Source organism: Cupriavidus sp. H18C1 (genome assembly GCF_049311595.1).
Classification (GTDB): Bacteria; Pseudomonadota; Gammaproteobacteria; order Burkholderiales; family Burkholderiaceae; genus Cupriavidus; species Cupriavidus cauae.
This window is the reverse complement of the sequence record NZ_CP186009.1, coordinates 181,840-205,586: the sequence shown is the minus strand read 5'-3', so window position 1 is coordinate 205,586 and position 23,747 is coordinate 181,840. Positions and strand designations below refer to the sequence as shown.

At 67.4% G+C, this 23,747-nt stretch carries 22 protein-coding genes and 6 pseudogenes; 20 read left to right on the top strand and 8 right to left on the bottom strand.

Annotation, left to right across the window (positions count from 1 at the left end):
• Positions 1 to 150 precede the first annotated feature (150 nt).
• From OJJOAM_RS16770 to OJJOAM_RS16755, 4 genes are all read left to right on the top strand, one after another.
• Positions 151 to 747 carry a DUF2796 domain-containing protein gene (locus tag OJJOAM_RS16770; protein WP_422650460.1) on the top strand — a complete coding sequence of 199 codons (597 nt, stop codon included), beginning with the start codon at positions 151 to 153 and terminating at the stop codon, positions 745 to 747.
• Positions 748 to 752: 5 nt separating this feature from the next.
• Positions 753 to 1,511, top strand: a complete 759-nt coding sequence (locus OJJOAM_RS16765) for an ABC transporter ATP-binding protein (RefSeq protein ID WP_422650459.1) — start codon at positions 753 to 755, stop codon at positions 1,509 to 1,511.
• A 90-nt stretch (positions 1,512 to 1,601) separates the two neighbouring features.
• The gene (locus OJJOAM_RS16760) at positions 1,602 to 2,909 is read left to right on the top strand and encodes an ABC transporter permease (RefSeq protein WP_422650458.1); all 1,308 of its coding nucleotides are present in this window, start codon (positions 1,602 to 1,604) and stop codon (positions 2,907 to 2,909) included.
• A 3-nt stretch (positions 2,910 to 2,912) separates the two neighbouring features.
• Complete coding sequence (locus OJJOAM_RS16755; protein WP_422650457.1) at positions 2,913 to 3,626, top strand: DUF3299 domain-containing protein; 714 nt, start codon at positions 2,913 to 2,915, stop codon at positions 3,624 to 3,626.
• A 49-nt stretch (positions 3,627 to 3,675) separates the two neighbouring features.
• Here OJJOAM_RS16755 and OJJOAM_RS16750 read toward each other — a convergent pair.
• A pseudogene (locus OJJOAM_RS16750) lies at positions 3,676 to 4,386 on the bottom strand (cytochrome c biogenesis CcdA family protein); the annotation flags it as partial.
• 223 nt (positions 4,387 to 4,609) lie between these two features.
• Here OJJOAM_RS16750 and OJJOAM_RS16745 point away from each other — a divergent pair.
• From OJJOAM_RS16745 to OJJOAM_RS16720, 6 genes and pseudogenes are all read left to right on the top strand, one after another.
• A complete protein-coding gene (locus tag OJJOAM_RS16745) occupies positions 4,610 to 5,353 on the top strand; it encodes a response regulator (protein ID WP_422650456.1) in 744 nt (247 codons plus the stop codon).
• Positions 5,350 to 6,651, top strand: a complete 1,302-nt coding sequence (locus OJJOAM_RS16740; RefSeq protein WP_422650455.1) for an ATP-binding protein — start codon at positions 5,350 to 5,352, stop codon at positions 6,649 to 6,651. The genes OJJOAM_RS16745 and OJJOAM_RS16740 overlap by 4 nt, the downstream gene beginning before the upstream one ends.
• A gap of 289 nt (positions 6,652 to 6,940) precedes the next feature.
• Positions 6,941 to 7,300, top strand: a pseudogene (locus tag OJJOAM_RS16735) (hydroxyquinol 1,2-dioxygenase); the annotation flags it as partial.
• 70 nt (positions 7,301 to 7,370) lie between these two features.
• Positions 7,371 to 7,787: an organic hydroperoxide resistance protein gene (locus OJJOAM_RS16730; protein WP_422650454.1), complete on the top strand. Its 417-nt coding sequence runs from the start codon at positions 7,371 to 7,373 to the stop codon at positions 7,785 to 7,787.
• A 105-nt stretch (positions 7,788 to 7,892) separates the two neighbouring features.
• Positions 7,893 to 8,468, top strand: a complete 576-nt coding sequence (locus OJJOAM_RS16725) for a thioredoxin family protein (protein WP_422650453.1) — start codon at positions 7,893 to 7,895, stop codon at positions 8,466 to 8,468.
• Positions 8,469 to 8,680: 212 nt separating this feature from the next.
• On the top strand, positions 8,681 to 9,712 hold the full coding sequence (locus OJJOAM_RS16720) for an asparaginase (protein WP_422651074.1): 1,032 nt from the start codon (positions 8,681 to 8,683) through the stop codon (positions 9,710 to 9,712).
• Between the two features lie 27 nt (positions 9,713 to 9,739).
• Here the strand turns inward: OJJOAM_RS16720 and OJJOAM_RS16715 are convergent, their stop codons facing one another.
• Complete coding sequence (locus tag OJJOAM_RS16715) at positions 9,740 to 10,672, bottom strand: LysR family transcriptional regulator (protein ID WP_226109287.1); 933 nt, start codon at positions 10,670 to 10,672, stop codon at positions 9,740 to 9,742.
• A gap of 117 nt (positions 10,673 to 10,789) precedes the next feature.
• Between OJJOAM_RS16715 and OJJOAM_RS16710 the strand changes: the two are divergent.
• A pseudogene (locus tag OJJOAM_RS16710) lies at positions 10,790 to 11,585 on the top strand (SDR family NAD(P)-dependent oxidoreductase).
• Between the two features lie 161 nt (positions 11,586 to 11,746).
• Here the strand turns inward: OJJOAM_RS16710 and OJJOAM_RS16705 are convergent.
• Entirely contained in the window at positions 11,747 to 11,899 is a 153-nt protein-coding gene (locus tag OJJOAM_RS16705) for a hypothetical protein (protein ID WP_422650452.1), read from the bottom strand.
• Here OJJOAM_RS16705 and OJJOAM_RS16700 point away from each other — a divergent pair.
• The 3 genes and pseudogenes from OJJOAM_RS16700 to OJJOAM_RS16690 all read left to right on the top strand — a co-directional run.
• Positions 11,847 to 12,320: pseudogene (locus OJJOAM_RS16700) on the top strand (Bug family tripartite tricarboxylate transporter substrate binding protein); the annotation flags it as partial. The gene OJJOAM_RS16705 and the pseudogene OJJOAM_RS16700 overlap by 53 nt on opposite strands.
• Before the next feature lie 85 nt (positions 12,321 to 12,405).
• Positions 12,406 to 12,663: a tripartite tricarboxylate transporter substrate-binding protein gene (locus OJJOAM_RS16695; RefSeq protein ID WP_422650451.1), complete on the top strand. Its 258-nt coding sequence runs from the start codon at positions 12,406 to 12,408 to the stop codon at positions 12,661 to 12,663.
• Between the two features lie 120 nt (positions 12,664 to 12,783).
• Positions 12,784 to 13,308, top strand: a complete 525-nt coding sequence (locus tag OJJOAM_RS16690) for a carboxymuconolactone decarboxylase family protein (RefSeq protein WP_422651073.1) — start codon at positions 12,784 to 12,786, stop codon at positions 13,306 to 13,308.
• A gap of 5 nt (positions 13,309 to 13,313) precedes the next feature.
• On the opposite strand, the gene nhaA is transcribed toward OJJOAM_RS16690, so the two are convergent.
• Entirely contained in the window at positions 13,314 to 14,552 is a 1,239-nt protein-coding gene (nhaA, locus tag OJJOAM_RS16685; RefSeq protein ID WP_422650450.1) for a Na+/H+ antiporter NhaA, read from the bottom strand.
• A 381-nt stretch (positions 14,553 to 14,933) separates the two neighbouring features.
• Positions 14,934 to 15,833, bottom strand: coding sequence for a DMT family transporter (locus tag OJJOAM_RS16680; RefSeq protein ID WP_422650449.1), 900 nt, complete (start codon positions 15,831 to 15,833; stop codon positions 14,934 to 14,936).
• A 132-nt stretch (positions 15,834 to 15,965) separates the two neighbouring features.
• On the opposite strand from OJJOAM_RS16680, the gene OJJOAM_RS16675 reads away from it, so the two are divergent.
• The 3 genes from OJJOAM_RS16675 (at position 15,966) to OJJOAM_RS16665 (ending at position 18,202) form a co-directional block, all read left to right on the top strand.
• Positions 15,966 to 16,415 carry an Lrp/AsnC family transcriptional regulator gene (locus tag OJJOAM_RS16675; protein ID WP_422650448.1) on the top strand — a complete coding sequence of 150 codons (450 nt, stop codon included), beginning with the start codon at positions 15,966 to 15,968 and terminating at the stop codon, positions 16,413 to 16,415.
• Between the two features lie 144 nt (positions 16,416 to 16,559).
• Positions 16,560 to 17,177 (top strand): 2-hydroxychromene-2-carboxylate isomerase, encoded by a 618-nt coding sequence (locus OJJOAM_RS16670; RefSeq protein ID WP_422650447.1) that lies wholly within the window; start codon positions 16,560 to 16,562, stop codon positions 17,175 to 17,177.
• Between the two features lie 41 nt (positions 17,178 to 17,218).
• Positions 17,219 to 18,202 (top strand): NAD(P)H-dependent flavin oxidoreductase, encoded by a 984-nt coding sequence (locus tag OJJOAM_RS16665; RefSeq protein ID WP_422650446.1) that lies wholly within the window; start codon positions 17,219 to 17,221, stop codon positions 18,200 to 18,202.
• Positions 18,203 to 18,323: 121 nt separating this feature from the next.
• On the opposite strand, the gene OJJOAM_RS16660 is transcribed toward OJJOAM_RS16665, so the two are convergent.
• Entirely contained in the window at positions 18,324 to 19,052 is a 729-nt protein-coding gene (locus OJJOAM_RS16660) for an SDR family oxidoreductase (protein WP_149319552.1), read from the bottom strand.
• 258 nt (positions 19,053 to 19,310) lie between these two features.
• On the opposite strand from OJJOAM_RS16660, the gene OJJOAM_RS16655 reads away from it, so the two are divergent.
• Entirely contained in the window at positions 19,311 to 19,826 is a 516-nt protein-coding gene (locus tag OJJOAM_RS16655) for a DUF4351 domain-containing protein (RefSeq protein ID WP_422650445.1), read from the top strand.
• Between the two features lie 87 nt (positions 19,827 to 19,913).
• Here OJJOAM_RS16655 and OJJOAM_RS16650 read toward each other — a convergent pair.
• Together OJJOAM_RS16650 and OJJOAM_RS16645 are read right to left on the bottom strand one after the other, a co-directional pair.
• A pseudogene (locus OJJOAM_RS16650) lies at positions 19,914 to 20,901 on the bottom strand (Bug family tripartite tricarboxylate transporter substrate binding protein).
• A gap of 41 nt (positions 20,902 to 20,942) precedes the next feature.
• Positions 20,943 to 22,036: pseudogene (locus OJJOAM_RS16645) on the bottom strand (porin).
• Positions 22,037 to 22,323: 287 nt separating this feature from the next.
• On the opposite strand from OJJOAM_RS16645, the gene OJJOAM_RS16640 reads away from it, so the two are divergent.
• Together OJJOAM_RS16640 and OJJOAM_RS16635 are read left to right on the top strand one after the other, a co-directional pair.
• Positions 22,324 to 23,208 carry an alpha/beta fold hydrolase gene (locus tag OJJOAM_RS16640; protein WP_422650444.1) on the top strand — a complete coding sequence of 295 codons (885 nt, stop codon included), beginning with the start codon at positions 22,324 to 22,326 and terminating at the stop codon, positions 23,206 to 23,208.
• A 195-nt stretch (positions 23,209 to 23,403) separates the two neighbouring features.
• A complete protein-coding gene (locus tag OJJOAM_RS16635; protein ID WP_422650443.1) occupies positions 23,404 to 23,709 on the top strand; it encodes a recombinase-like helix-turn-helix domain-containing protein in 306 nt (101 codons plus the stop codon).
• The last annotated feature ends 38 nt before the right edge of the window (positions 23,710 to 23,747 follow it).

Here is a 23,747-nt window from a genome sequence, read left to right as displayed (position 1 = left end):
CGCCGGCCCACGGGGCCCGGCGGCGGGGTGGCCTGCAGGCCCTCTACTGATAATAAGTTATCATTAATCGATCGACGCGCGCCCCCCAAAGGCGTGCGCACTTTTATCCCGCCCGCGAACGGACGGGAGTTGCAGAAGGACGATCGACACATGTATTCGCTACTCTCGCGCCCGCTGCCGGTCATCGCCTTCGCCGCGATGGCCATCACCGCGATGACCGTCACCGCGATCGCCATCAGCGCCATGGCCGCGCCCGCCCACGCCGCGGAGCCGCATGTCCATGGCCAGGCCACGCTCGACGTCGCGGTGGAAGGGCCGGTGCTGTCCATCGCGCTGGCCTCGCCGCTGGACAATGTGTTCGGCTTCGAGCGCCTGCCGCGTACCGACGCCGAGCGGGCGAAGGTCCGTCAGGCGATCGCGCGCTTGCGCGACGGCGCGGCGTTGTTCCTGCCGTCGCCCGAGGCGGACTGCCGCCTGGAGGCTGCGCAGGTTCATTTCGGCGCGCTGCATCACGGCCTGACCGGCGAGGGTGAAGCGCCGCGCGGGGAGCCGCAGGGCGAGCACCAGCATGCGGATCTCGATGCGGACTACCGCTTCCGCTGCGCGCGCCCCGAGGCGCTGCGCTCGCTGGAGGTGCGCGTTTTCCGCGCGTTCCCCGGCGTCAGCCGGATTGCCGCCCAGCTCGCCACCGACAAGCGCCAGTCGGGCGCGACGCTGACGCCGGCACAGGCGCGCCTGCGCTGGTGAGGGCCATGGCGGACGCGATGCCACGGATGGAACGCGGCGAGCCGCTTGTCGCCGCCACGAATCTTGCCTTTCGCTGGCCCGGGCGCGACGGCGGCGCGCTGTCGCTGCATTCGTTCGAACTGGCTCGCGGCGAGCATCTGTTCGTGTCCGGCCCGAGCGGCAGCGGCAAGACCACGCTGCTGTCGCTGCTGGCCGGCGTGGTGGCACCGCGCCAGGGCACCATCCGTGTCGCGGGCACCGACCTGACGGCGCTGCCGGCCGCCCGGCGCGACCGCTTTCGCGCCGACCATATCGGCATCATCTTCCAGCAGCTGAACCTGCTGCCCTATCTGTCCGTGCTGGACAACGTGCTGCTGCCGTGCCGCTTCTCCGCGAGCCGCAAGGCGCGCGCCTGCGAGCAAGCCGGTGGCGAGACCGAGGCGGCCGGCATGCTGCTTGAACGGCTCGATATGCCTTCCAGCTTGTGGCGACGCCCCGCGGCGCAGCTTTCGGTGGGGCAGCAGCAGCGCGTGGCCGCGGCGCGCGCGCTGCTGGGGCGGCCCGAGCTGATCCTGGCCGACGAGCCCACGTCGTCTCTCGATGCCGCCCGGCAGGCCGCATTCATGGCGCTGCTGCAGCGGGAGTGCCGCGCCTCCGGCGCCGGACTGGTGATGGTCAGCCACGACGATCGACTGGCGGCCGGCTTCGACCGGCGCTTCACGATGCCGGCCGCCGAGGAAGCGGAATCGGCATCGGCGGAGGGCATGAGGGGGGGATGGGCATGAGGGGGATGGGCATGAGCGGCGCGCATGGCGATGGATATGACCGATGGGCATGACCGGCGAGCATGAAGGCATACGCATGAGGAGACAGGCATGACGGCGCTGACGTCGATTGCCGCGCGCAGCGCCTGGAACCGCCGCGCCAACCTGGTCTGGATGGTGCTGGCGATTGCGCTGTCGACGGCGCTGCTGCTCGGCATCGAGCGGGTCCGCCATCAGGTACGCGCCAGCTTCGCGCAATCGGTGTCGGGCACGGATCTGATCGTCGGCGCCCGCACCAGCCCGATCCAGCTGGTGCTGTATGCCGTCTTCCGGCTCGGCGGCGCGACCAACAACATCGGTTGGGACAGCGTGCAACGCCTCGCCAGCCATCCGCAGGTCGCATGGACGATCCCGTTGTCGCTCGGCGATTCGCATCGCGGCTTTCCGGTGCTGGCGACCACGGGCGCCTATTTCGCGCATTTTCGCCATGGCGACGGCCGCGCGCTGCGGCTGGCGCATGGCCGGCCCTTCGCCGAGAAGACTGACGGCAGCGTTGACGGCAAGATTGACGGCATGTTCGACGCGGTGCTCGGCGCCGAGGTCGCCCGGCGCCTCGGCTATCGCATCGGACAACAGATCGTGCTGACCCATGGCGATGTGGCCGCCCCGGGCGCGCTGCGCCTCGAGCACGAGGACAAGCCCTTTACCGTGGTCGGCATTCTCGCGCCGACCGGTACGCCCGTCGATCGCACCATCCATATCGGCCTGCAGGCGATGCAGGCCATCCATCTCGATTTCCAGGGCGGCACGCGCGTGCGCGGCGCGGCGATCGCGCCCGAGCATCTGCGGCGGTTCGACCTGACGCCCGACAGCGTCACCGCGGTGCTGGTCGGCCTGAAGCTGCGTTCGCGCGTCTTCGCGCTGCAGCGGGAGATCGCCCAGGACAGGCGCGAGCCGTTGATGGCGGTGCTGCCGGGCGTGGCGCTCGACGCGCTGTGGGACCTCGTCGATATCGCCGAAAACGCGCTGCGTGCCGTGTCGGCGATGGTCGCGGTGATCGGGCTGGCGGGCCTGGCCTCGTCGATCCTGGCCGCGCTCGGCGAGCGGCGGCGCGAACTGGCGATCCTGCGCGCGGCGGGGGCGCGGCCGCGCGATATCCTGGCCTTGCTCGCCATCGAAGGCATGATGCTGATGCTGACCGGCGTCGCCGCGGGCGTGGCGCTGCTGTCGCTGACCAGCGCGCTGCTGGCCGGCTGGCTCGAGGCGCGCCTTGGGGTGGCGCTGCCGGTATCCTGGCCGAGCGCGGCGGAGCTGCCGATCCTGGCGGCGCTGGTGCTGGCCGGGTTTGCAGCGAGCCTGCTGCCGGCATGGCGCGCCTACCGTCTGAGCCTGGCGGACGGGCTCAATCCAAGGACATAAGGCATGACAAGGCAAACGCGAACCGAAACGCCAACCCCGGCGCAAACCAACCCGCGGCGCCGCAAGTGGCTGCGCGCGGCAGGCGGCTTCGCGGTGGTGGCGGGCGTGAGCGCCGCGGGCCTCTGGTGGATCCGCCGCGGCGGCGATTCGGCGGAGGCGTCCGGGTCATCGTCGGCGGCGCGGCCGAAATACGCGATCGGCGAAACGCTGGAACGCCAGGCACCTGCTGCCGCTGCTGCGCCCACCAGCTATCGCGAAATCGAATGGGACGCCTTGCTGCCGAAGGGATGGGACCCGCTCGCGCCGCTGAAGGGCCTCGATCTGGCGCAGATGGAGGATGGCGATCCGCGCGCGCAGGCCGCGCTGGAGCAGGCAAAGCGCTACTGGCAGGAGGCGCCGGTCGAACCGTCGCTCGACGGCTCGCCGGTGCGCTTGCCGGGCTTCGTGGTGTCGCTGGGCGGCGAGGGCGAGGCGATCCGCGAATTCCTGCTGGTGCCGTACTTCGGCGCGTGCATCCACGTGCCGCCGCCGCCCGCCAATCAGGTCGTCCACGTCAAGACCAAGGCGCCGCTGCAGGGAATCCGCACGATGGACACCGTGTGGATCGAGGGCGTGCTGCGCGTCGAGCGCGCCGAGACCGCGATGGGCGACAGCGGCTACGCGATGCGGGAGGCGTGGGTGGAACCGTATCTGGAACCGAGGGGCGAGCGGCGCTGAACGGCGCCCTCGGTCCATCTCAGCCCTAGTGCGCAACGGCAGGCAATCCCACCGCATCGACCAGCACCTGCTCCAGCCATGCCGGCCCGTTGGTCGACAGGCGGGCGAGCAGTCCCGTATCGGCGCCCGTGGCGATCGCCAGCACGCCGCCCAGCACGGCCACGCCCAGCGCGCGGCGCAGCCATTCGCTCGCGCCCATCGAGCGCTTCATCGCGGCCAGCACGCGCCCGCCGATGCCCAGCGCCGCCGCCAGCGAGGTCGCGGCCCCGGCGGCATAGGCCAGCAGCGCCAGCGATGTCGACACGCTGGCGCCGTTCAGCGCCGCGCCGGTCAGCACCAGCCCGAGAATGGGACCGGCGCACGGGGCCCACAGCATGCCGGTGGCCGCGCCCAGGCCGAGTGAGCCCCACACGGTGCCGTTGCCGGCGCCGCGCCCGTCGGCGAGGCGGTTGCCCAGCGCCACCAGCGGATGGGCCAGCGCATCGGCAAGCCGAGGCAGCAGCAGCGACAGCCCGAACACCGCCAGCAGCACCAGCGCGGCCAGGCGTCCGTATTCGTTGGCCTGGACCACCCAGGCGCCGCCGACCGAGGCCAGCGTCACGACGGCGGCAAAGGTCAGCGCCATGCCGGCCAGCATCGGCAGCGTGCCGCGCAGGAAGGGCTGTCCGGTACGGCTCAGCACGAAGGGCAGCACCGGCAGGATGCAGGGGCTCAGGATGGTCAGGGCGCCGCCGAGGTAGGCGAGAATCAGCAAGGTCATGATCGTGTCTCCAGGCAAGGGGTTGGCTTGCCCTCGATCAGACCCGGCCGGCGTCGCTGCGATGTGTCGCGAAGGGGCGAGTTTGTACCGCAATGTGGGGCCTTCCCGGCCGGATACATTGCGATACACGCGGATTTGCCATCCCCATACAATGCCGGGGCGGCGGGCAGATCGCTCAGAGCTCGCTCTCCTCTCACTCTTCTTCAACCTGCCGGTGACAACCATGGACGCCCACGTCGACCATATCCTCATCGTCGATGACGACCGGGAAATCCGGGAACTGGTCTCGACCTATCTGACCAAGAACGGTCTGCGCGTGACGGTGGCGCCCGATGGCCGCCACATGCGCACGTTTCTGGAAGCCAATACCGTCGACCTGATCGTGCTCGACGTGATGATGCCCGGCGACGACGGTCTGGTGCTGTGCCGCGAGCTGCGCGCCGGCAAGCACAGGGCCACGCCGGTGCTGATGCTGACCGCGCGCGACGACGAGACCGACCGCATCATCGGCCTCGAAATGGGCGCCGACGACTACCTGGCCAAGCCCTTCGCCGCGCGCGAACTGCTGGCCCGCATCAAGGCCGTGCTGCGCCGTACCCGCATGCTGCCGCCGAACCTGCAGATCACCGAGGCCGGACAGATCCTCGCCTTCGGCAGCTGGCAGCTCGATACCACCGCGCGCCACCTGATCGATGCCGAGGGCACCATCGTCGCGCTGAGCGGCGCGGAATACCGGCTGCTGCGCGTGTTCGTCGACCATCCGCAGCGCGTGCTCAATCGCGACCAGCTGCTCAATCTGACGCAGGGCCGCGAGGCCGAGATGTTCGAGCGCTCGATCGACCTGCTGGTCAGCCGCCTGCGCCAGCGCCTGAACGACGATGCGCGCGAGCCCAGCTATATCAAGACCGTGCGCAGCGAGGGCTATGTATTCGCCTCGCCGGTGGAGATTCGCGAGGCCCGGCAGTGAAGGCCCCCGGCTGGGCCTGGCCCCGCACGCTGCGCTCGCGCCTGTTCCTGATCCTGCTGACGGGCCTCGTCGTCGCGCATGGCCTGTCGTTCGCGGTGCTGTTTTCCGAGCGCTATATGTCGGCGCGGCAGGTGATGCTCGGCACGCTGGAAACCGATGTCGCCACGTCGATCGCCATCCTCGACCGGCTGCCGGCGGCGGAGCGGCCGCAGTGGCTGCCGCGCGTCAATCGCGGCAATTACCAGTACATCCTGGGCACCGGCCTGCCCGGCGTGCCCGAGATGACCGCGCGCGGCAGGGATATCGCCGAACGGATCACCGAAGCGAGCGGAGGGCGTTTTCCGGTGCGGGTGGAGTCGATTCCCGGCGACGGCAAGCGCGTGCAGGCCCACCTGACGCTGAGCGACGGCAGTCCGCTGACCATCGACGTGCATCCGCGCATGACGCCGATCGCGCAGTGGCTGCCGTATGTGCTGATCCTGCAGCTGCTGTTGCTGATCCTGTGCTGCTGGTTTGCGGTGCGGCTGGCGATCCGGCCGCTGGTTGCGCTCGGCGATGCCGCGGACGCGCTCGATCCCAACACCCAGTCCGCGCCGCTCGACGAGTCCGGTCCCACCGAGCTGGCCCGTGCCGCGCGGGCGTTCAATGCGATGCGCGGGCGCATTGCCCGCTTCGTCGAGGAACGGGTGCAGATCCTCGCCGCGATTTCGCATGACCTGCAGACGCCGATCACGCGGATGAAGCTGCGGGCCGAAATGGCCGACGATTCGGACGAGAAGCGCAAGATGCTGAACGACCTGTCCGAGATCCAGACGCTGGTCCAGGAGGGGCTGGCGTACGCGCGCAGCGCGCATGGCGATGGCGAGAAGGCGTCGCGCGTCGACCTCGGCTCCTTCGTCGAGAGCCTGGCCTACGACTACCAGGACACCGGCAAGGACGTCACGGTGCTGCAGAACGCCGGCGGGGCCATTGTCACGCGGCCGCACGCGTTGCGGCGCGTGCTGACCAACCTGATCGACAACGCGATCAAGTTCGGCGGATCGGCCGAGTTGCGCGTGCGCCGTGACCGCGACGTGGTGGCGATCGAAGTGCTCGATCGCGGCACCGGCATCCCGGACGACCAGCTCGAGGCCGTGCTCAAGCCCTTCGTGCGCCTGGAGCAGTCGCGCAGCCGGGAAACCGGCGGCACCGGCCTGGGCCTGGCGATCGCCCACGAGCTGACGACGGCCATCGGCGGCACGCTGACGCTGCGCAATCGGGAGGGCGGCGGACTGGCGGCGGAGGTCCGGCTGGGCTGACTGCGCGCCTTCCCGCGCCCCCCTTCCCGCGCCCTTCCCGCGCCCCTTCTGCTTATGACATCGGCCCCCCGGGGCCGATTTTTTGCCCGCTTTGTATGCCTTTGTATCCGGCGTCCGCCGCGATACGCACCCAGACAAAAACGCCCCACATCCGCTACGGGCGCGATACGTCGGTCTCCTTAAATGGCATCCGTGGCCCGGCGCTGAACACCAACGAAGCGATCCGGACCGCGCAATACCCAACTACCCAAGACCTGGCAACACCAACTCTCTTTAAAGGAAACCGATCATGACCGCCCAATTCGCCAAGCGCTTCGTCGTTGCCCTCTCGCTCGCCGCCGCTGCCGCCACGACTGCCGCAGGCGCGCACGCCGCCGGCTTCGGCCAGCCCGGCGCACGCGACCCGTACACCGAGGGCGCCCGCTCGGTGGCCGACGCACGCGACCCGTACAGCAGCGGCGCCCGCTCGGCCCAGGAACCGCGCAGCGTCTACAGCGACGGCGCGCGCCAGACCGACCCGTTCAACGATGGTGCGCGCCAGTTCGACCCGTACAGCGACGGTGCCCGCACGCTGGCCGGCCAGGACCGTACCGGCGTCTCGGCCGAGCCCGCGCGCAGCGTCGATCCCTATCTCGACGGCGCCTACGCCTCGACGCTCCGGCCAGCGAAACCACCATCATCGAACGCATCCCATTCAACGAATCAGCGAGGAAATCCAGATGACCCAGATCGACAAGGTGCTGTACACGGGCAAGGTCCGCACCACCGGCGGACGCGACGGCGAGGCGCACAGCGACGACGGCCGGCTGAGCCTGAAGCTGTCGCCGCCGGGAAGCAAGGGCGCCGGCACCAATCCGGAGCAGCTGTTTGCCGCGGGCTGGTCCGCCTGCTACATCGGCGCGCTGGGCCGGGCAGCCAGCAAGCTGAACGTCTCGCTGCCGTCCGCCCCGTCGGTGGACGCCGAGGTCGACCTCGCCATGGCCGGCGATGCCTTCCTGCTGCAGGCCCGGCTGCGCGTCCATATTCCGGGCGTGGACGACGAGGTGGCTCGCGCACTGGTCGAGGCGGCGCACGGCATCTGCCCGTACTCGAAGGCAACGCGCGGCAACCTCCACGTGGAGACCGTGCTGGTCTGAGCGTGTGGCGGCCCTGCGCCGGTCGATCGACCGGCAAGGGCCAGCCTCCGCGTCCGCGGCCCGCATCCCCCGCATCCCATCATTCCAATCGACCTGCCCCACATCATGCGCACCCTTCTCGCCTCCACCCTGGCCGCCGCCGGCATCGCCGCGGTCTGTTTCCTCGGCAATGGCGCCAACGCCGTTGGTTCCGCCGTGGGTTCCACCGCTGGTTCCGCTGCCGGTTCCGCCATCCCCAATCAAACCAGGGCGCCCGAATTCGCCGGCATCGAGCGCTGGCTGAACTCGCAGCCGCTGACGATGGAGGGGCTGCGCGGCAAGGTGGTGCTGATCGATTTCTGGACCTATTCCTGCATTAATTGCATCAACACGCTGCCCTACATCAAGCAGTGGCACGAGAAGTACAAGGACCAGGGACTGGTGGTGGTCGGCGTGCATACGCCCGAATTCCCGTTCGAAAGGTCCACCGCGAACGTGCAGGCCGCACTGAAGCGCTTCGATATCCGCTATCCGGTCGCGCAGGACAATCGCTATGCGACATGGTCCGCCTACCACAACCGATACTGGCCCGCGCTCTATCTGGTCGATGCGGAAGGCAAGGTCGTCTACCAGCATTTCGGGGAAGGGCAGTACGCGGAAACGGAGGCGGCGATCCGCAACGCGCTGGCGCAGCGCAAGTAATGCAGCTCCCGTCTCCGGCCGGGGCGTAGCGCGGCGCCACGGCGAATGCGGGGGGGCGTTCAGCGGACCCGGGGAGTCGCCCGGATGGCGCGCGGCGCCGCGATGTGGCCCAATGCAGGCGAACCCGTCGGTCCCAGGCAGGGACCTGACCCGGGCTCCGATAATCACATCCCAGGAGACTTCGAATGAAGCCAACCCGCGCCCTGCTCAGCATGCTGTTGTTCGCGTCCGCCACCGCCTCCGCCCCCGCTTTTGCCCAAGGCAAGCCGGTGGTGCAGTTCATCGCCACGGGCGGCACCATCGCGATGAAGATCGATCCCGTCAAGAATGCGCCGGTGCCGGCGATCTCGGGCGACGACCTGCTCGCCACGGTGCCCGATATCGGCAAATACGCGACCATCCAGGTCAACAACCTGTCCAACGTGCCGTCGGACTATATGGATCCGCCCCGGTGGATCGCGCTGACCCGGGCCGTGCAGGCTTCGCTGGATCGGCCCGACGTGGCGGGCGTGATCGTGTCGCACGGCACCGATACGCTGGAAGAAACCGCGTACTGGCTCGACCTGACGGTGCGCTCCGACAAGCCCGTCGTGCTGATCGGCGCGCAACGCAACGCGTCGTCGCCTGACTTCGACGGCCCGCGCAATCTGCTCAACGCCGCGCGCATCGCCGTCGACGAGCAATCGAAGGGCAAGGGCGTGATGCTGGCGATGAACAACCAGATCAATGCCGCCCGCTACGTCACCAAGACCCACACCGCGAATGTCGAGACGTTCAACTCGGGCGACTTCGGCTTTATCGGCGAGGTGTATCCGGATCGGATCATCTACAGCAGCACGCCATCGCGCCGCCAGCACATTCCGATCCAGACCGACAAGATGCCGGAGGTCGAGATCGTGGCGATGTACGGCGGGGCGGACGGCGCCGCGCTGCGCAACGCGGTCGACCGTGGCGTCAAGGGCATCGTGGTGCAGGCGCTCGGCATGGGCAACATGAACCAGCCGATGTTCGAGGCCGTCAAATACGCGCTGTCGAAGAAGGTGCCGGTCGTGATCTCGACCCGCGTGCACAACGGGCGCGTGCTGCCGAACTACGGCTTCGTCGGCGGCGGCAAGACCAGCTTCGACGCGGGCGCCGTGATGGCGGACGATCTGAAGCCCGCCAAGGCGCGCATCCTGCTGATGCTGCTGTTGCAGCGGGGCGTGACCAGCCAGGCCGACCTGCAGGCCGCGTTCAGCCGCTAGCGCGGGCAGGGCAGGACCGCGGCAACGCTATGCGGCCGGTGGCCAGATCCAGCCCGGCCACCGCCGCTTCAGCCGGTCGGCGACGATGCCGACCTCCGCCATGGCCTGCGCCGCGATTTCCGAGGGCGGCGATGTCTTGCGGCTGACCAGGCCGACGGACCGCACCGGTCCGTCCACGATCTCGGCCACGCGCATGCCCTTGAGCGACAGCAGCGGCATGATGCCGAGATAGGGCAGGACCGCAATGCCCAGCCCTTCCTTGACGAAGCCGGCGATGGTGCCGATCTGGTCCAGCTGCAGCTTCGGCCGGAACTGCACGCCGCGCTGCAGGAACGCGGCGCTCATGTACTTCATCGCGGTGCTGCGGTCGGTCATGCTGATCAGGGGCAGGCCGGCCAGTTCGTCCATGTGCATCCGCTTGCGCAAGGGCTTGCGCCACTGCGCCGGGGCCAGCAGCACAAAGCGATCGCGCAGGATCTCCTGGAACAGCAGCTCGGGGTTCGACGGCGAGGCGGAGGCCAGCGCGAAGTCGACCTGGTAGTCGATCACGCGCTGGACAGCGGCCTGGTCCGCGCAGTCGTGCACGGCGATCTGGGCATGCGGGTAGCGCTTCTCCAGCGCCGCGCAGACGCCGGGCAACAACACATTGGCCAGCGACGGCAGCGCGGCGATCGACAGCCGCTGCGCCTCCTGTTCCGCGCGGCTCTGCAGATGCCGCAGGCCGGAATCGAACTCGCCGACGATGCGGCGGGCCATCGGCACCAGCTGCTCGCCCGCCGGCGTCAGGCGCACGCTGCGCGTCGACCGTTCGAACAGCGCGATGCCCAGCTCCTCCTCCATCTCCTTGACGGCCTTGCTCAACGACGGTTGCGTGACGAAGAACTGCTCGGCGGTGCGGCTGAAGTTAAGCGATTGCGCCAGCGCGAGAAAGATCCGGAGTTGCCGGGGCGTGATATTCATTCTTCGGGACTATCAATCTATAGACAAAGGGAATTTCCGCAATAAATGTAGTCTCCCTAGAATGGGCCGCGCAACCTTTTGCGGGACTTCTTTGCAGACCTGGACAACGGAGACGAGATGCTGGATCTGAACGGCAAGGTGGCGCTGATCATGGGATGCGGCGCCGTCGCCGAAGGGTGGGGAAACGGGCGCGCTACCGCCATGCTGATGGCGCGGCAGGGGGGCGCGAGTCTTCGGCACGGATCTGCATCTGGCGCATGCGATGCGCACGCGCGAACTGATCACCGCGGAAGGCTTCGACGCCGATGTGCTCGCGTGCGATAGCACCAGCGCCGAGCAGGTCGAGCGCGCGGTGCAGGCCTGCCTGTCGCGCCATGGCCGGATCGACATCCTGGTCAATAACGTCGGCCTGTCGCAGCCGGGCGGTCCCATCGAGATGGACGAAGCCGTCTGGGACGCGCAGATGCAGGTGAACCTGAAGGGCGCGTTCCTGGCCTGCAAGCACGTGCTGCCGATCATGAAGACGCAGGGGGGCGGTGCCATCGTCAATATCGCCTCGGTGGCCGGGCTGCGTTATGTGGGCAAGCCGCAGGTCGCCTATGCCGCGGCCAAGGCGGGCCTGATGCATTTCACGCGGACCACCGCGGTGATTCACGCGCCGGACAACATCCGCCTGAACTGCGTGGTGCCCGGCCTGATGCATACCCCGCTGATCGAAGGGCTGGCGGCCAAGTATGCGGGCGGCGATACCGAGGCCTTTATCGCCCATCGGCATGGCCAGGTGCCGATGCAGCGCATGGGCGATGGCTGGGACACCGCGCACGCGGTGCTGTTCCTGGCGGCCGACGAGAGCCGCTATATCACCGGCACCGAGATCGTGGTCGACGGCGGGCTGGTTGCCGCGACGCGATAGATAAATGGGGACAGCGGCGGCATTGCCGCATGGCATGGGCAAGGCTCTCCCCGGCCTTGCCATCGATAACGACAGCGACAACGACAACGACAAGGAGACACCGATGACGAACCGATCCCGGCGCCTGCTCGGCGCCGCGGCGCTGGCCGCCGCTGCCCTTTTCACGCCGCGCCCGCCTGGAGCCAGGCGTATCCGAGCCAGCCGATCCGCCTGATCGTGCCGTTCGCGCCCGGCGGCGCGGTCGACCAGACCGCGCGCACGATTTCGGGCGCGCTCGGCCGGGAACTGGGCCAGCCGATCGTCATCGAGAACAAGCCCGGCGCCAGCGGCTCGCTCGGCGCGGCCGACCTGGCGCGGGCGAAGCCCGATGGCTATACGCTGATGCTGGCGCTCGATTCGCATGCGGTGAACCACTACACGGTCAAGAACCTGCGCTTCGATACCTTCAAGTCGTTCGACTACCTGAGCCTGCTGGTCACCACGCCGCAGGTGCTCGTGGTCAACAACGCGCTGCCGGCCAACAATCTCGATCAGCTGGTGACGTATCTGAAGGCGAATCCGAACACCTCGTATGGCTCGGCCGGGACGGCGTCGGCAGGGCACGTCAACAGCGCGCAGCTGTCGCTCGCCAGGCAGCTGGCGACGACCCACATCCCGTACAAGGGCGCGGCGCCGTTGCTGACCGATCTGCTGGGCGGCCATGTCCAGTATGCGTTTGCCGGCCTGTCGGTGATGCTGCCGCATATCAAGGCCGGCAAGGTCCGCGCGCTGGCCGTCAGCTCGCCAAAGCGCTCCCGCGATGCTGCCCGACGTGCCGACCATGAGCGAAGCGATTCCGGGCTTCGAGTATCCGACCTGGATCGGCCTGGTCGCGCCGCACGGCCTGCCGCCGGACGTCCGCGGCAAGCTGCTGGCGGCAACCCACAAGGTCATGCACGATCCGGAAGTCTCGAAGCGATTCGCGGAGAATGCCTTCGATATCGTCAACAGCAGTCCCGAGGCGTTCGCCGCGCGGGTCAACAAGGACGCGGCGGCCATGGGCGACCTCGTGCGCCGCAAGGTGATCGTCGCCGAGTGATTGCCGGCGGACGATCCTTATCGGGCGATCTTCGCCGAACGTTCTTTGGCAAGCGATCTTTGGGCAAGCGACCTTCGCCGATCAAGACGCCGAACCATCCACCCCACTACGGACATCGACATGGCCGCCATTCCCTACGCCGATCTTTCGGCGCCCGACATTCAGCCGCTGGCCGAGCGGATCGCCGCCGAGCGCGGCAGCGTGCTGCATCTCTATCAGATGCTGCTGCACGCGCCGCCCGTCGCCGAGGGCTGGTTGACCTATCTGACCGCCATCCGCCAGAAGTCCACCTTGCCGGGAGCGCTGCGGGAGATGGTGATCATGCGCGTGGCGATCCTGAACGGCGCGTCGTACGAAGCCGACCAGCACGCGCCGATCGCGCTGAAGGAGGGCATGACGCAGGCCCAGCTCGATGCGTTGCCCGCCTGGCGCGACAGCGCGCTGTTCGTCGAAGTCGAGCGGGCGGTCCTCGCCTACACCGATGCCATGACGCGCGACATTCGCGTCGAGCCGGCGGTGTTCGCCGAGATCGCGCGGCACTTCTCGCACCGGCATGTGGTCGAGCTGACCGCGACGATCGCGGCGTACAACATGGTGTCGCGCTTTCTCGAGGCCCTGCAGGTGCATTCGCACGACGCAAGATAGCGCCATCAGCGCACCGCGGTGCCACCGGCGGGCGGTGCCTGGTCGGACTCGAAGTCCATCGTGTCCATATCGACATCGGACGGCACCGGCTTGCCGAACAGCTTCAGCCAGACGAAGCCCAGCACACCCGCGCTCAGCGACGCCAGCAGGATTGCCATCTTCGACGCGTTGACCACGCCCGGCTCGTCGGTAAAGGCGAGGTTGGTGATGAAGATCGACATCGTGAAACCGATACCGCCCAGCAGGCCCGCGCCGAACACATGGCGCCAGCGCAGGTCGAGGGGCAGCTTGCAAAGCCCGATCGCCACCGCGAAGAAGCTCAGGATCGTGATGCCCAGCGGTTTGCCGACCACCAGCCCGGCCAGGATGCCCAGGCTGTTCGACGAGGCCAGCTCCTGTGCCCAGTCGCCGCCGATCACGATGCCGGTGTTCGCCAGCGCGAAGATCGGCAGGATCACGAAGGCCACCGGCCGGTGCAACACATGCTCGAGCCGATGCGACGGCGATGCCGCGTCGTCCTGCCGGGACGAGAACGGAATCGCGAAGGCCAGCAGCACGCCGGCGATCGTCGCGTGCACGCCGGACTTCAGCATCAGGAACCACATCAGCACGCCGCCCAGCAGATAGGGAATCAGCGACATCACGCGCAGCACGCGATTCAGGAACAGCAGCGCGCCGAATACCGCGAGGGCGCCGAGCAGATAGACGAACGCCAGCTCGGCCGTGTAGAACAGCGCGATCACGATGATGGCGCCGAGATCGTCCATCACGGCAAGCGCGGTCAGGAAGACCTTCAGCGAGGCCGGCACGCGGCTGCCGAGCAGCGCCAGCACGCCGAGCGCGAAAGCGATGTCCGTCGCCATCGGAATGCCGATGCCCGCCTGGGTCGGCGTGCCGCCGTTGAATCCGAAGTGGATCAGCGCGGGAACGGCAATGCCGCCGGCCGCCGCGACGATGGGCAGCAGCGCATTGCGCAGGCTGGACAGCTCGCCGTTGTACAACTCGCGTTCGAGTTCGAGGCCGATCAGCAGGAAGAAGATTGCCATCAGCGCATCATTGATCCAGTGCTCGACGCTAAGGCCGGCGACCTTCACATGCCACAGATGGAGGTACTGGTCGCCGATCGGCGAATTGGCCAGCATCAGCGAAATGACGGTGCAGACGATCAGCAGGATGCCGCCCGCCTTCTCGGACTCGAAAAAGCGCTGGAACGTATTGGAGAGTCTTCTTTGTACGATTGCCATGGGACCTGTCTTGGAACCTATACCGGGAGATACACCGGCAGAAATACCGGGATGGAAGCGAATGGAATGGCGCGCGCGCAGGCGCCGCGGCTCCCGTGGCCGGGAGGCGCGGAAGGCGGCGTTGCGTGACAGCGCGTGGAAGCGGAGAGTCGACCAGTGAAATGGTCTGGATGAGGGTGGTGCATGCATCGGTCGCGGAAAAGCCGCGTGGCGGCCCGACCGACGCTGATCCTGCCACCCCGTGGGGTGAGCACCCGCGCGGAAGTATACCGGAACCCGATTGCCGGAACCCGATTGCCGGAACCCGATTGCCGGAACCGAATGGCCGGGGCCGGATTGCCGGAAAGGGGCGGCAGGAAGGCTGGAGCGTTGCTGAGGTGGTCAGCTGCGCGTCGCAGCGGCGCCGGACCGGCGCGCGAACGGCAGCCGCCATCCGAGCGTCATGCCGGCGGCCGCGATCAGGATCGCCGCGGCGCCCGCCCATTGCGCCCAGTCCAGGCGCAGCCCGAAGGCCACCATGTCGACGACGATCGCCACTACCGGATAGATGAAGGACAGCGCCGCCGTCATCGCCGTCGACAGCTTCTGGATCGCGCCATACAGCAGGATATAAACCAGGCCGGTATGGACCACGCCGATCGTCACCAGCATCGGCCACGAGCCGTCATAAGCGGCGAAGTCCGACAGGTTCGCGAACGGCGCGAGCATCGCCATACCGACGCAAGCCTGGATCAGCGCGATCAGATGCGGCGGCACGCCGAACAGCCGCTTGGTGATGATGGCCGCTACCGCATAGAAGAACGCCGCACCGAGCGCCAGCGCGATGCCACCGAGATAATCGGTCGCGCCATGCCCGTGATCCGGCTTGGCCTGCACGATCATCAGCACGCCCGCGAACGCGATCAACAGCCAGGCCAGCTTGGTCAGCGTGATGCGCTCCGAAAACAGCAGCGCGCCCAATGCCACCAGCATGAAGGGCTGCGTGTTGTAGACCGCCGTCGCGATCGAAATGGACGCCCGCGGATAGGCCGCGAACAGCAGCAGCCAGTTCATCACGATGGCGACGCCGCCGAGCGCCGCCAACCCGAGCGTGCGCCAGGTCAGCTGCCGCAGCATGCCCAGCGCGCCGCAGACCGCGAGCAAGGTCAGTGCGCCGAACAGGCAGCGCCAGAACACCACGTCGCGGATCGGCTGTCCGGACTCGACCACGAACCAGCCGATGGTGCCGGACAACACCATCGACGCCGTCATTTCGGCAGTGCCGCGTAGGGAATTCACCATCTTTCTCCTGAAGGCGCAATGGTGTTTAGAATCGCATGACAAGGGCGCCGATTCTATATCGTTTATTAGGTTGGATCGCCTCCTTTCCTGTATTTGGAAGGCATAATCCCTTCTTCCATAAGGAATCAAAAAATGCTCGACGATGTCGATCGGCGCATTCTTGCCGTGCTGGCCGAGGACGCCCGGATTTCACTGAAGGAGCTGGCGGCCCGCGTCGGCCTGTCTTCGCCGAGTACGTCCGAACGGCTCAAACGCCTGGAAGAACGCAAGGTGATTCGCGCCTTCACCATCGATATCGATCCGGCCGCGCTCGGCTATCCGCTGCAGGCGATCGTTCGCATCCGCCCGTTGCCGGGCAAGCTCCATATCGTGCAGAAGCTGATTGCCGACATTCCCGAGATCGGCGAATGCGACAAGGTGACCGGCGAGGATTGCTTTGTTGCCCGCCTGTATGTGCGATCGATCGAGGAACTCGATGGCCTGCTCGATCGCGTCGCGCAAATGGCGGAAACCAATACGTCGGTGGTCAAGGCCAAGGTGGTGCACAAGCGCGGCGCGCCGATCGGAGAGAGCGGCGACTGACGCCTCGTCACCTGCCGGTCTGGACTGCATCGTGGAACGCGCGCGGAAAGGCTTGCCAAAAATCCGATCGACGGTACATTGTTGCGGAGAACCAGCCGGGGCAAGCCGTCCGGCAACTATCACCATCCGAGGTGGAGACAAGCGATGCGTACCGTCAACGCGCAGTTCCTGTTCGATTTCGGCAGTCCCAACGCCTATCTCGCGCACAAGGTCATTCCGGACATTGAGGCGCGCACCGGCGTGACATTCGAATACGTTCCGATTCTGCTCGGCGGCCTGTTTCGGCTGACCGGCAATCGCTCGCCGGTGGAGGCGTTTGCCGGCATCAAGAACAAGCCGGAATATGGCCGTCTGGAAATGGAACGCTTCGTCAGGCGGCATGGCCTGACCGCGTTTCGAATGAATCCCCACTTTCCGGTCAATACCCTGCAGATCATGCGAGGCGCGATCGCAGCGACTCAGGATGGCAGCTTCACGCGTTATGTCGATGCGGTCTTCGGCGCGATGTGGGAGCGCGGATTGAAGATGGACGATCCGGCCGTGATCGAGGCCGCGCTGAACGAGGCGGGGCTCGATGGTGCCCGCCTGCTCGAGGCGATCAATCAGCCGGCCGTCAAGGAAACGCTGCTGGCCAATACGCAGCGCGCATTCGAGCGCGGGGCATTCGGCGCGCCCACCTTCTTCGTTGGCGACGAGATCTTCTTCGGCAAGGACAGTCTGCGCGACGTCGAAGAGGAAATCGTGCGGGCGCGCGCCGCCTGATTCGCGATCGGTCATTCCACTCGTTCGGAGCCTTCCTGCCCATGAAAACACGCATCACTGAACTGTTCGCGATCCGCTATCCGATCATCCAGGGCGGCATGCATTTCGTCGGCCTGGCCGATCTGGCGGCGGCCGTCTCCAATGCCGGCGGCCTGGGCATCATCACCGCGCTGACGCAGCGCACGCCCGAGTTGCTGGCCAAGGAAATCGCGCGTTGCCGCGAGATGACGGACCAGCCGTTCGGCGTCAATCTGACCTTTCTGCCGACGTTCTCGGAGCCGCCCTATGCGGAGTACATCGCCGCGATCGCCGAGGGCGGCGTGCGCATCGTCGAGACCGCGGGCCGCAGTCCCGAGCAGTACATGCCGGCCCTGACGGCGGCCGGCATCAAGGTGATCCACAAATGCACGTCGGTGCGCCATGCGCTGAAGGCCGAGAAGATCGGCTGCGATGCGGCCAGCGTGGACGGGTTCGAATGCGGCGGCCATCCCGGCGAGGACGACGTGCCGAACATGATCCTGCTGCCGCGGGCCGCGGAAGCGCTGAAGATTCCGTTCGTCGCCTCTGGCGGCATGGCGGACGGGCGCAGCCTGGTGGCCGCGCTGGCGCTGGGTGCCGACGGCATCAACATGGGCACGCGCTTCCTGGCCACCGAGGAAGCCCCGGTGCATGCCAACGTCAAGCAGGCGATCGTCGACGCGAGCGAGCTCGATACGCGGCTGATCATGCGGGCGCTGCGCAATACCGAGCGGGTGCTGAACAATGGTGGCGTCGAGCGGCTGCTGGAGATCGAACGCGAGAAGGGCGCCGACCTGAAGATCGCCGATATCTACGACCAGGTCGCGGGCATCTATCCGAAGGTGATGGTCGAAGGCGATGTCGAGGCCGGAGCATGGAGCTGCGGCATGGTCGCCGGCCTGATCCACGATATCCCGAGCGTCAGGACGCTGATCGATCGGATCGTCAGGGAAGCCGAGCAGCTGACGTTCGAGCGGCTGGCGGGGATGTTCGACGCGCGGCGCTGAGCGGTAATGCATGGCGAGGCACGGTGCCTCGTCCCATGCCGGAAGCCGGTAGCCGGTAGCCCGGTAGCCCGGAGCCCGGAGCCCGGAGCCCCCGAGTCGGGGCCGGGCCCCGGCAGTCAGATCACCAGGCCTCGATCCACGGCCGCAGATCGAGCTCGTGCGTCCACGCGTCGCGCGGCTGCTGGTGCAGCATCCAGTAGGCGTCGGCGATATGCTCGGGATTCAGGATCCCGTCGCGATCCTTCAGCGCATAGCGCTCGGGGAAGTTCTCGCGGATAAAGGCGGTGTCGATGGCGCCGTCGATGATCGGATGGGCGACGTGGATGCCCTGCGGCCCCAGCTCCTTCGCCATCGACTGCGCCAGCGCGCGCAGGCCGTGCTTGGCCCCGGCAAACGCCGAGAATCCGGCGCGGCCGCGCAGGCTGGCCGTGGCTCCCGTGAAGAAAATCGAGCCGCGTCCGCGCGGCACCATCACGCGCGCCGTCTCGCGGCCCATCAGGAAGCCCGCGAAGCAGGCCATCTCCCAGACCTTGAAGTAGACGCGGGCCGTCGTGTCGAGCACGTCGAAACGGACGTTTGCGCCGATGTTGAACACCGCCACCTCGATCGGCGCGATGTCGGCCTCGATCCGCTGCACCAGGCTGGTCATTTCCTCTTCCTTGCGCGCGTCCGAGCCAAAGGCATGGGCGATGCCGCCCTCGGCTTCGATCTGCTGAACCAGCGGCGCCAGCTTGTCGGCATTGCGCCGGGTCACGCAGGCGATATAGCCCTCGCGCGCAAAGCGCCGCGCGATCGCACCGCCGGTCGCGTCGCCGGCACCGATGACGAGAATGGCCTTCCTTTGGCTCATGGTGTCTCCTTCGAATGAGGCGCTGCTTCGCCGGTCATCCGGCGGCAAGCCGTTTGAGAATTTTCGCAACGCCGCCAGTGTCCGCGATTTCGCCAAAGGCTGCCGAGCAGGCCATCGGTATGCCGCGCGATCGGGCGTTGATCGACGCCGGTCAGCCGAGCGGCATGAAACGCAAAATGCGTGCTCTTCTGTGAAGCACCGACGACCCATGCGGAGGATGCTGTCGGCCTCGACACTCCTCGGTTCTCGGTTCCCACCATGGTTCAACCCGACGACGCCAGCTACAAGCAGTTGTTCTCCTCTCCATCGATGGTCCGCAACCTGGTCTCGGGATTCGTCCCAGATCCGTGGCTCGGCAGGCTGGATTTCGACTCGCTGGAAACCCAGCAGGAGGTCGGCGAGTTGATCGACAAACTCGCCGACATCGTGAAAGGCGACGAGGAGCTGCAGCGAATCTTCCTCAACGTGTTGCCGGGGCTCATTGGCCGGCGTAGTGGCAACACGCTGGACGTACCGGTGGTCAATGATCTTGTGGAGATGAAGATGAAACTAAGTCAGAGCTTCAAGGTGTGGGCGCATGAATATAAGGCGGCCGGACGGCTGGAGGGCGAGGCCCGGATACTGCAGCGGCAACTTGCCACTCGCTTCGGAACGTTGCCGGAATATGCGGTAGCCAGGATTCAGGCCGCAACGGAAGAGCAGCTCGATCACTGGTCAACGCGATTGCTTCGCGCGGAAACCCTGGCCGAGGTGTTCGAAGACGACCCAGCATGACCGCCCGGCTTTATCAAACCCGCCAACATCCAACACGGCGCTGCCGTCCACCCGACCCGAACGACCGCGCCGATACCTCCCTCAACATCAATCCGCCTGAATCCCGAACTCCTTGACGATCCGCGCGTAGCGGTTCGCGTCGGCCGCAATCAGCTTGCCGAGATTCGAAGCATCGCCGCCGACCGGGCTGATGCCGAAGGTTGCCATCTTCTCGACGATGTCCGGCATCTTCAGGATCTCGTTGATATGCCCGTTCAGCGTGCGTACCACGTCCGCGGGCATGCCCTTCGGGCCGAGGATCGCCTGCCATGCGCCGACTTCGACGTCCTTGTAGCCCAGCTCGGCCAGCGTCGGCACGTTGGGCGCGAACGGCGAGCGCTTCGGGTCGGCCACGGCGATCGGCAGCAATCGACCGTTGGTCACGTACTGGAACACCGCGCCATAGGTGGAGTAGGTCATCGGCACCTGGCCGCCGAGCACGTCGACCACCGCCGGGGCGGTGCCCCGATACGGGACCTGCGCGATCCGCACGCCGGCCGCCTTGTTGAACAGTTCCCCCCAGGATATGCATCGGCGAGCCGTTGCCCGGCGAGGCATAGGTCTGCACCGTGCCGGCCTTGGCGCGCGCGACCAGGTCGCTCATCTTGCTGATGCCGGTCGACTTGTTGACGACCACGAACAGCGACTGGCTGCCGGTCTGGATCACCGGCGTGAAGTCGCGCTGCACGTCATAGGCCGCGCCGGAGCCGGGTTTGAGAACGAGCGGGGCGAGCGCCACGGTGTTCGGCGCGGCCAGCAGCGTGTAGCCGTCCGGCGCCGCCTTGGCGACGTAGGCGCTGCCGATCGTGCCGGCGGCGCCGGTGCGGTTCTCGACGACGACCGACTGGTTCAGCCGGATGGCCAGCTTCTCCGCGATCATGCGGGCCAGCACGTCGGTGTCCCCGCCGGCCGGATAGGCGACCACGATCGTGATCGGCTTGCTCGGATAGCCCTGGGCCTGCGCGGCGCCCGTGCCGAGCAGCGCGCCGGCCACGGCAACGGCGGCGATCAATTTGCGTGTGGTGGACTGCTTCATGGTTGCTCCAGTTTTCTGCGCTCAGGGGCGATGGTCGACGATCAGAACACGTGCTTGATGCCCAGCATCGCGCCGAGCTGCGAGCCGCCGGGGCGCGTGTTCGAGCCCGGCGATCCGCCGCTGACCGAGGTGGTCAGCGTGCCGTCGTTGTCGATGAAGCCCGCCGTCGCATAGACCATGGTCCGCTTCGAGAAGGCATACGAGCCGCGCAGCGCGTACAGCATCTGGTCGTTGTCGCTGTGGCGGTACTTCAGGTAGTAGACCTGGCCGGCCAGCTGGAAGGCGGGCGTGATGTCGTAGGCCAGGCCGGCGTACCACATGTCGCTGCGCGGGGTCGGGCTGGCCTCGTTGTCGCGGCGGATCAAACCGGCCCCGGCCTTGACGCGATCGAGCAGCACATAGCCCCCCGACCGACAAGCGATCATCGGTCAGGCTGCTGCTGGTCAGGCCCGCGAACGCGCCGGGGCCGCCGCGCAGCGAATCGTAGGCGGCATGCACGCCCCAGGTCTTGGTCGCGTACTGGACCAGCGCCGACCATGCCCGGCAGGCGCGCGCATCGGCGGGGTTCTCGCCCGCGCAATTGGTGCCCGACGGGCTCGGGCCGGCATTGGCCGCATCGCGGCCGAAGCTGTACGAGGCGCCCACCGTCAGGCCGCCGAAGGTGCCCTTGTAGACCACGGCGTTGTCATGGCGCGTGTTGGGGATATAGCTGTCCAGCGAGCCGGAGCCGTAGACGTTCGCCCCCCAGGATGTCCGAATCGAGGATCGCCCAGAACAGCATCGTGTACTGGCGGCCCAGCGAGATCTGTCCCCACGGGCCGGACACGCCCACCCAGGCCTGACGGCCAAACAGCCGGCCGCCCTGGTTCGCATTGCCGGTGTCCGGGCCGAAGCCGGACTCCAGCACGAACAGGCCCTTGAGGCCGCCGCCCAGGTCCTCGGTGCCGCGGATGCCCCAGCGCGACGGCACCGTCGCCGTCAGATTGGGCATGCGGACGACGCTGTCCTTGTCGGGGCCGACGTTGTTCACATACTCGATGCCGGTATCGACCACGCCATACAGCGTGACCGATTGCGCGGCCGCCATCATCGGCGCGGCGGCAAGCATAGCCAGTGCGATCCGTCCAAATTTCATTGCGATTCCTTCCCGATTCCGTCTCGTGGTGGTTCCTGGCGGCCGCGTCGTCTCTGTGGCCGATCGCGTCCGTCCCCTTGTTGTGGTGGCAGTCCTGATTGTTCGTTGCGTTTCATATATAAAACAATGAATTACATAGGAAACGACAAGCGCAATATAGCGGGGGTTTTCGCTTCGGGCGGGCAGGGAATTCCCTAGCGCGGCGCTAGGTGTTTTACGCGGTTCTTCAGCGTGTTTTCCGGGCGATATAGTCGGGAAGTTTTTACCAACGGACGTAGGTTTCATATATGGAACAAGCCCCGAGACCCAATCCGGCCTCCGTGCTGGCCGGGCTGGCGGATACGTTTGCGGAAGCCGTAGCCACGGTGGATGCCGGCGGAGCGCAGGTCGCCTACCGCAGCGGCGGCGACCAAGGGCCTGTGGTGTTGCTGTTGCACGGCATCAGCTCCGGTGCGGCGTCGTGGCTGCCTTGCGCCAGCCTGCTCGCCGCGCATGCCCGCGTGATCGCCTGGGACGCGCCGGGCTATGGCGCGTCGAGCCCCCTCGCCGGGAAGGCGCCGCGCGCCGCCGACTACGCGGTCCGCCTGCAGGGCCTGGTGCGGGCGCTGGATCTGCGGCCGACCGTGATCGTCGGCCATTCGCTCGGGGCATTGATGGCGGCGGCCTACCTGGCGCAGGCCGAACCGGACCGGCGGCCGGCCCGTGTGCTGCTGGCCAGTCCCGCACAAGGCTATGGCGCCGCCGGCAAGGAACAGAAGGCGGCGGAGGTCGCGCGGCAACGGCTGGAGGCACTGACCACGCTTGGCGTCGCCGGCCTGGCCGAACGCGGCCCCGCGCGGCTATTGAGCCCGAACGCCGATGCCGGCGCGCGCGAATGGGTGCGCTGGAACATGAGCCGCCTGAATCCGGATGGCTATCGCCAGGCGGTGGCGATGCTGTGCGGCGACGACATCGACGCCTACCTGGCGCGCCGGCCGGACGGCGTGCCCGTCGAGATCGGCTGCGGCACGCTCGACGTGGTGACGCCGCCGATCGGCGCCGAGGCGCTGGCCCAGCGGTTCGCTCTGCCGTTCACGCCGATCGCCGATGCGGGCCATGCCTGCTACATCGAGCAGGCGGCGGCGGTCGCGCGATGGATTCGCGCGGCGTTGGACCAGCGTCCCGCCCGCTAGACGGCGTCGTCCCCGCGTACGCAGGGACGACAGCATCACCTCTTTCCTCTTCAACACCCGGTTCCCGGGTAAAACCCCCAGTCCAATCCCGCAACGCCGAGGTCTATAGTTGAACCGTGTTCAATACATGGATCGCTGTTCCATATATAAAACATACAGCGAGACACCGGCCGATCGGAAAAAGGAGCAAGCGCAATGGAAATCCTCGACTACAACCCGCAGCTCGCGCCCTGGGACAAGCCCGCGCCGAACAACGTGGCGGGCAAGGGCTATATCGAGCGGCCGGGCAAGGTGCCCAACATCGTCTGGCAGACGCGCTCGGCGCTGCCGACGGCCTACGAGAACGCGCTCGGCGACGCGCTCGAAGCCGCCTTCGAGGCAGGCGCGACGACGCCCGAAGACGTGGTGCGCGCGTTCAACCACGCCGGCTTCCTGACCGCCGACGGCCAGCCCTGGACCGAGGCGCGCTTCCTGGCCGAGATGCAGCGCCTCGGCGCCTGACCCGGACGATCCCCCGGCGACACCCAGCGGTCCCGCAA

Bases quoted from the DNA above. Each gene is read 5' to 3' on its own strand.
- OJJOAM_RS16695 (WP_422650451.1), top strand. From the start codon at position 12,406: ATGAGCGAAGCGATTCCGGGCTTCGAGTATCCGACCTGGATCGGCCTG.
- nhaA (WP_422650450.1), bottom strand. From the start codon at position 14,552: ATGGCAATCGTACAAAGAAGACTCTCCAATACGTTCCAGCGCTTTTTC.
- OJJOAM_RS16665 (WP_422650446.1), top strand. From the start codon at position 17,219: ATGAAAACACGCATCACTGAACTGTTCGCGATCCGCTATCCGATCATC.
- OJJOAM_RS16745 (WP_422650456.1), top strand. From the start codon at position 4,610: ATGGACGCCCACGTCGACCATATCCTCATCGTCGATGACGACCGGGAA.
- OJJOAM_RS16715 (WP_226109287.1), bottom strand. From the start codon at position 10,672: ATGAATATCACGCCCCGGCAACTCCGGATCTTTCTCGCGCTGGCGCAA.
- OJJOAM_RS16730 (WP_422650454.1), top strand. From the start codon at position 7,371: ATGACCCAGATCGACAAGGTGCTGTACACGGGCAAGGTCCGCACCACC.
- OJJOAM_RS16655 (WP_422650445.1), top strand. From the start codon at position 19,311: ATGGTTCAACCCGACGACGCCAGCTACAAGCAGTTGTTCTCCTCTCCA.
- OJJOAM_RS16675 (WP_422650448.1), top strand. From the start codon at position 15,966: ATGCTCGACGATGTCGATCGGCGCATTCTTGCCGTGCTGGCCGAGGAC.
- OJJOAM_RS16725 (WP_422650453.1), top strand. From the start codon at position 7,893: ATGCGCACCCTTCTCGCCTCCACCCTGGCCGCCGCCGGCATCGCCGCG.
- OJJOAM_RS16770 (WP_422650460.1), top strand. From the start codon at position 151: ATGTATTCGCTACTCTCGCGCCCGCTGCCGGTCATCGCCTTCGCCGCG.
- OJJOAM_RS16635 (WP_422650443.1), top strand. From the start codon at position 23,404: ATGGAAATCCTCGACTACAACCCGCAGCTCGCGCCCTGGGACAAGCCC.
- OJJOAM_RS16640 (WP_422650444.1), top strand. From the start codon at position 22,324: ATGGAACAAGCCCCGAGACCCAATCCGGCCTCCGTGCTGGCCGGGCTG.
- OJJOAM_RS16670 (WP_422650447.1), top strand. From the start codon at position 16,560: ATGCGTACCGTCAACGCGCAGTTCCTGTTCGATTTCGGCAGTCCCAAC.
- OJJOAM_RS16765 (WP_422650459.1), top strand. From the start codon at position 753: ATGGCGGACGCGATGCCACGGATGGAACGCGGCGAGCCGCTTGTCGCC.
- OJJOAM_RS16660 (WP_149319552.1), bottom strand. From the start codon at position 19,052: ATGAGCCAAAGGAAGGCCATTCTCGTCATCGGTGCCGGCGACGCGACC.
- OJJOAM_RS16720 (WP_422651074.1), top strand. From the start codon at position 8,681: ATGCTGTTGTTCGCGTCCGCCACCGCCTCCGCCCCCGCTTTTGCCCAA.
- OJJOAM_RS16755 (WP_422650457.1), top strand. From the start codon at position 2,913: ATGACAAGGCAAACGCGAACCGAAACGCCAACCCCGGCGCAAACCAAC.
- OJJOAM_RS16760 (WP_422650458.1), top strand. From the start codon at position 1,602: ATGACGGCGCTGACGTCGATTGCCGCGCGCAGCGCCTGGAACCGCCGC.
- OJJOAM_RS16690 (WP_422651073.1), top strand. From the start codon at position 12,784: ATGGCCGCCATTCCCTACGCCGATCTTTCGGCGCCCGACATTCAGCCG.
- OJJOAM_RS16680 (WP_422650449.1), bottom strand. From the start codon at position 15,833: ATGGTGAATTCCCTACGCGGCACTGCCGAAATGACGGCGTCGATGGTG.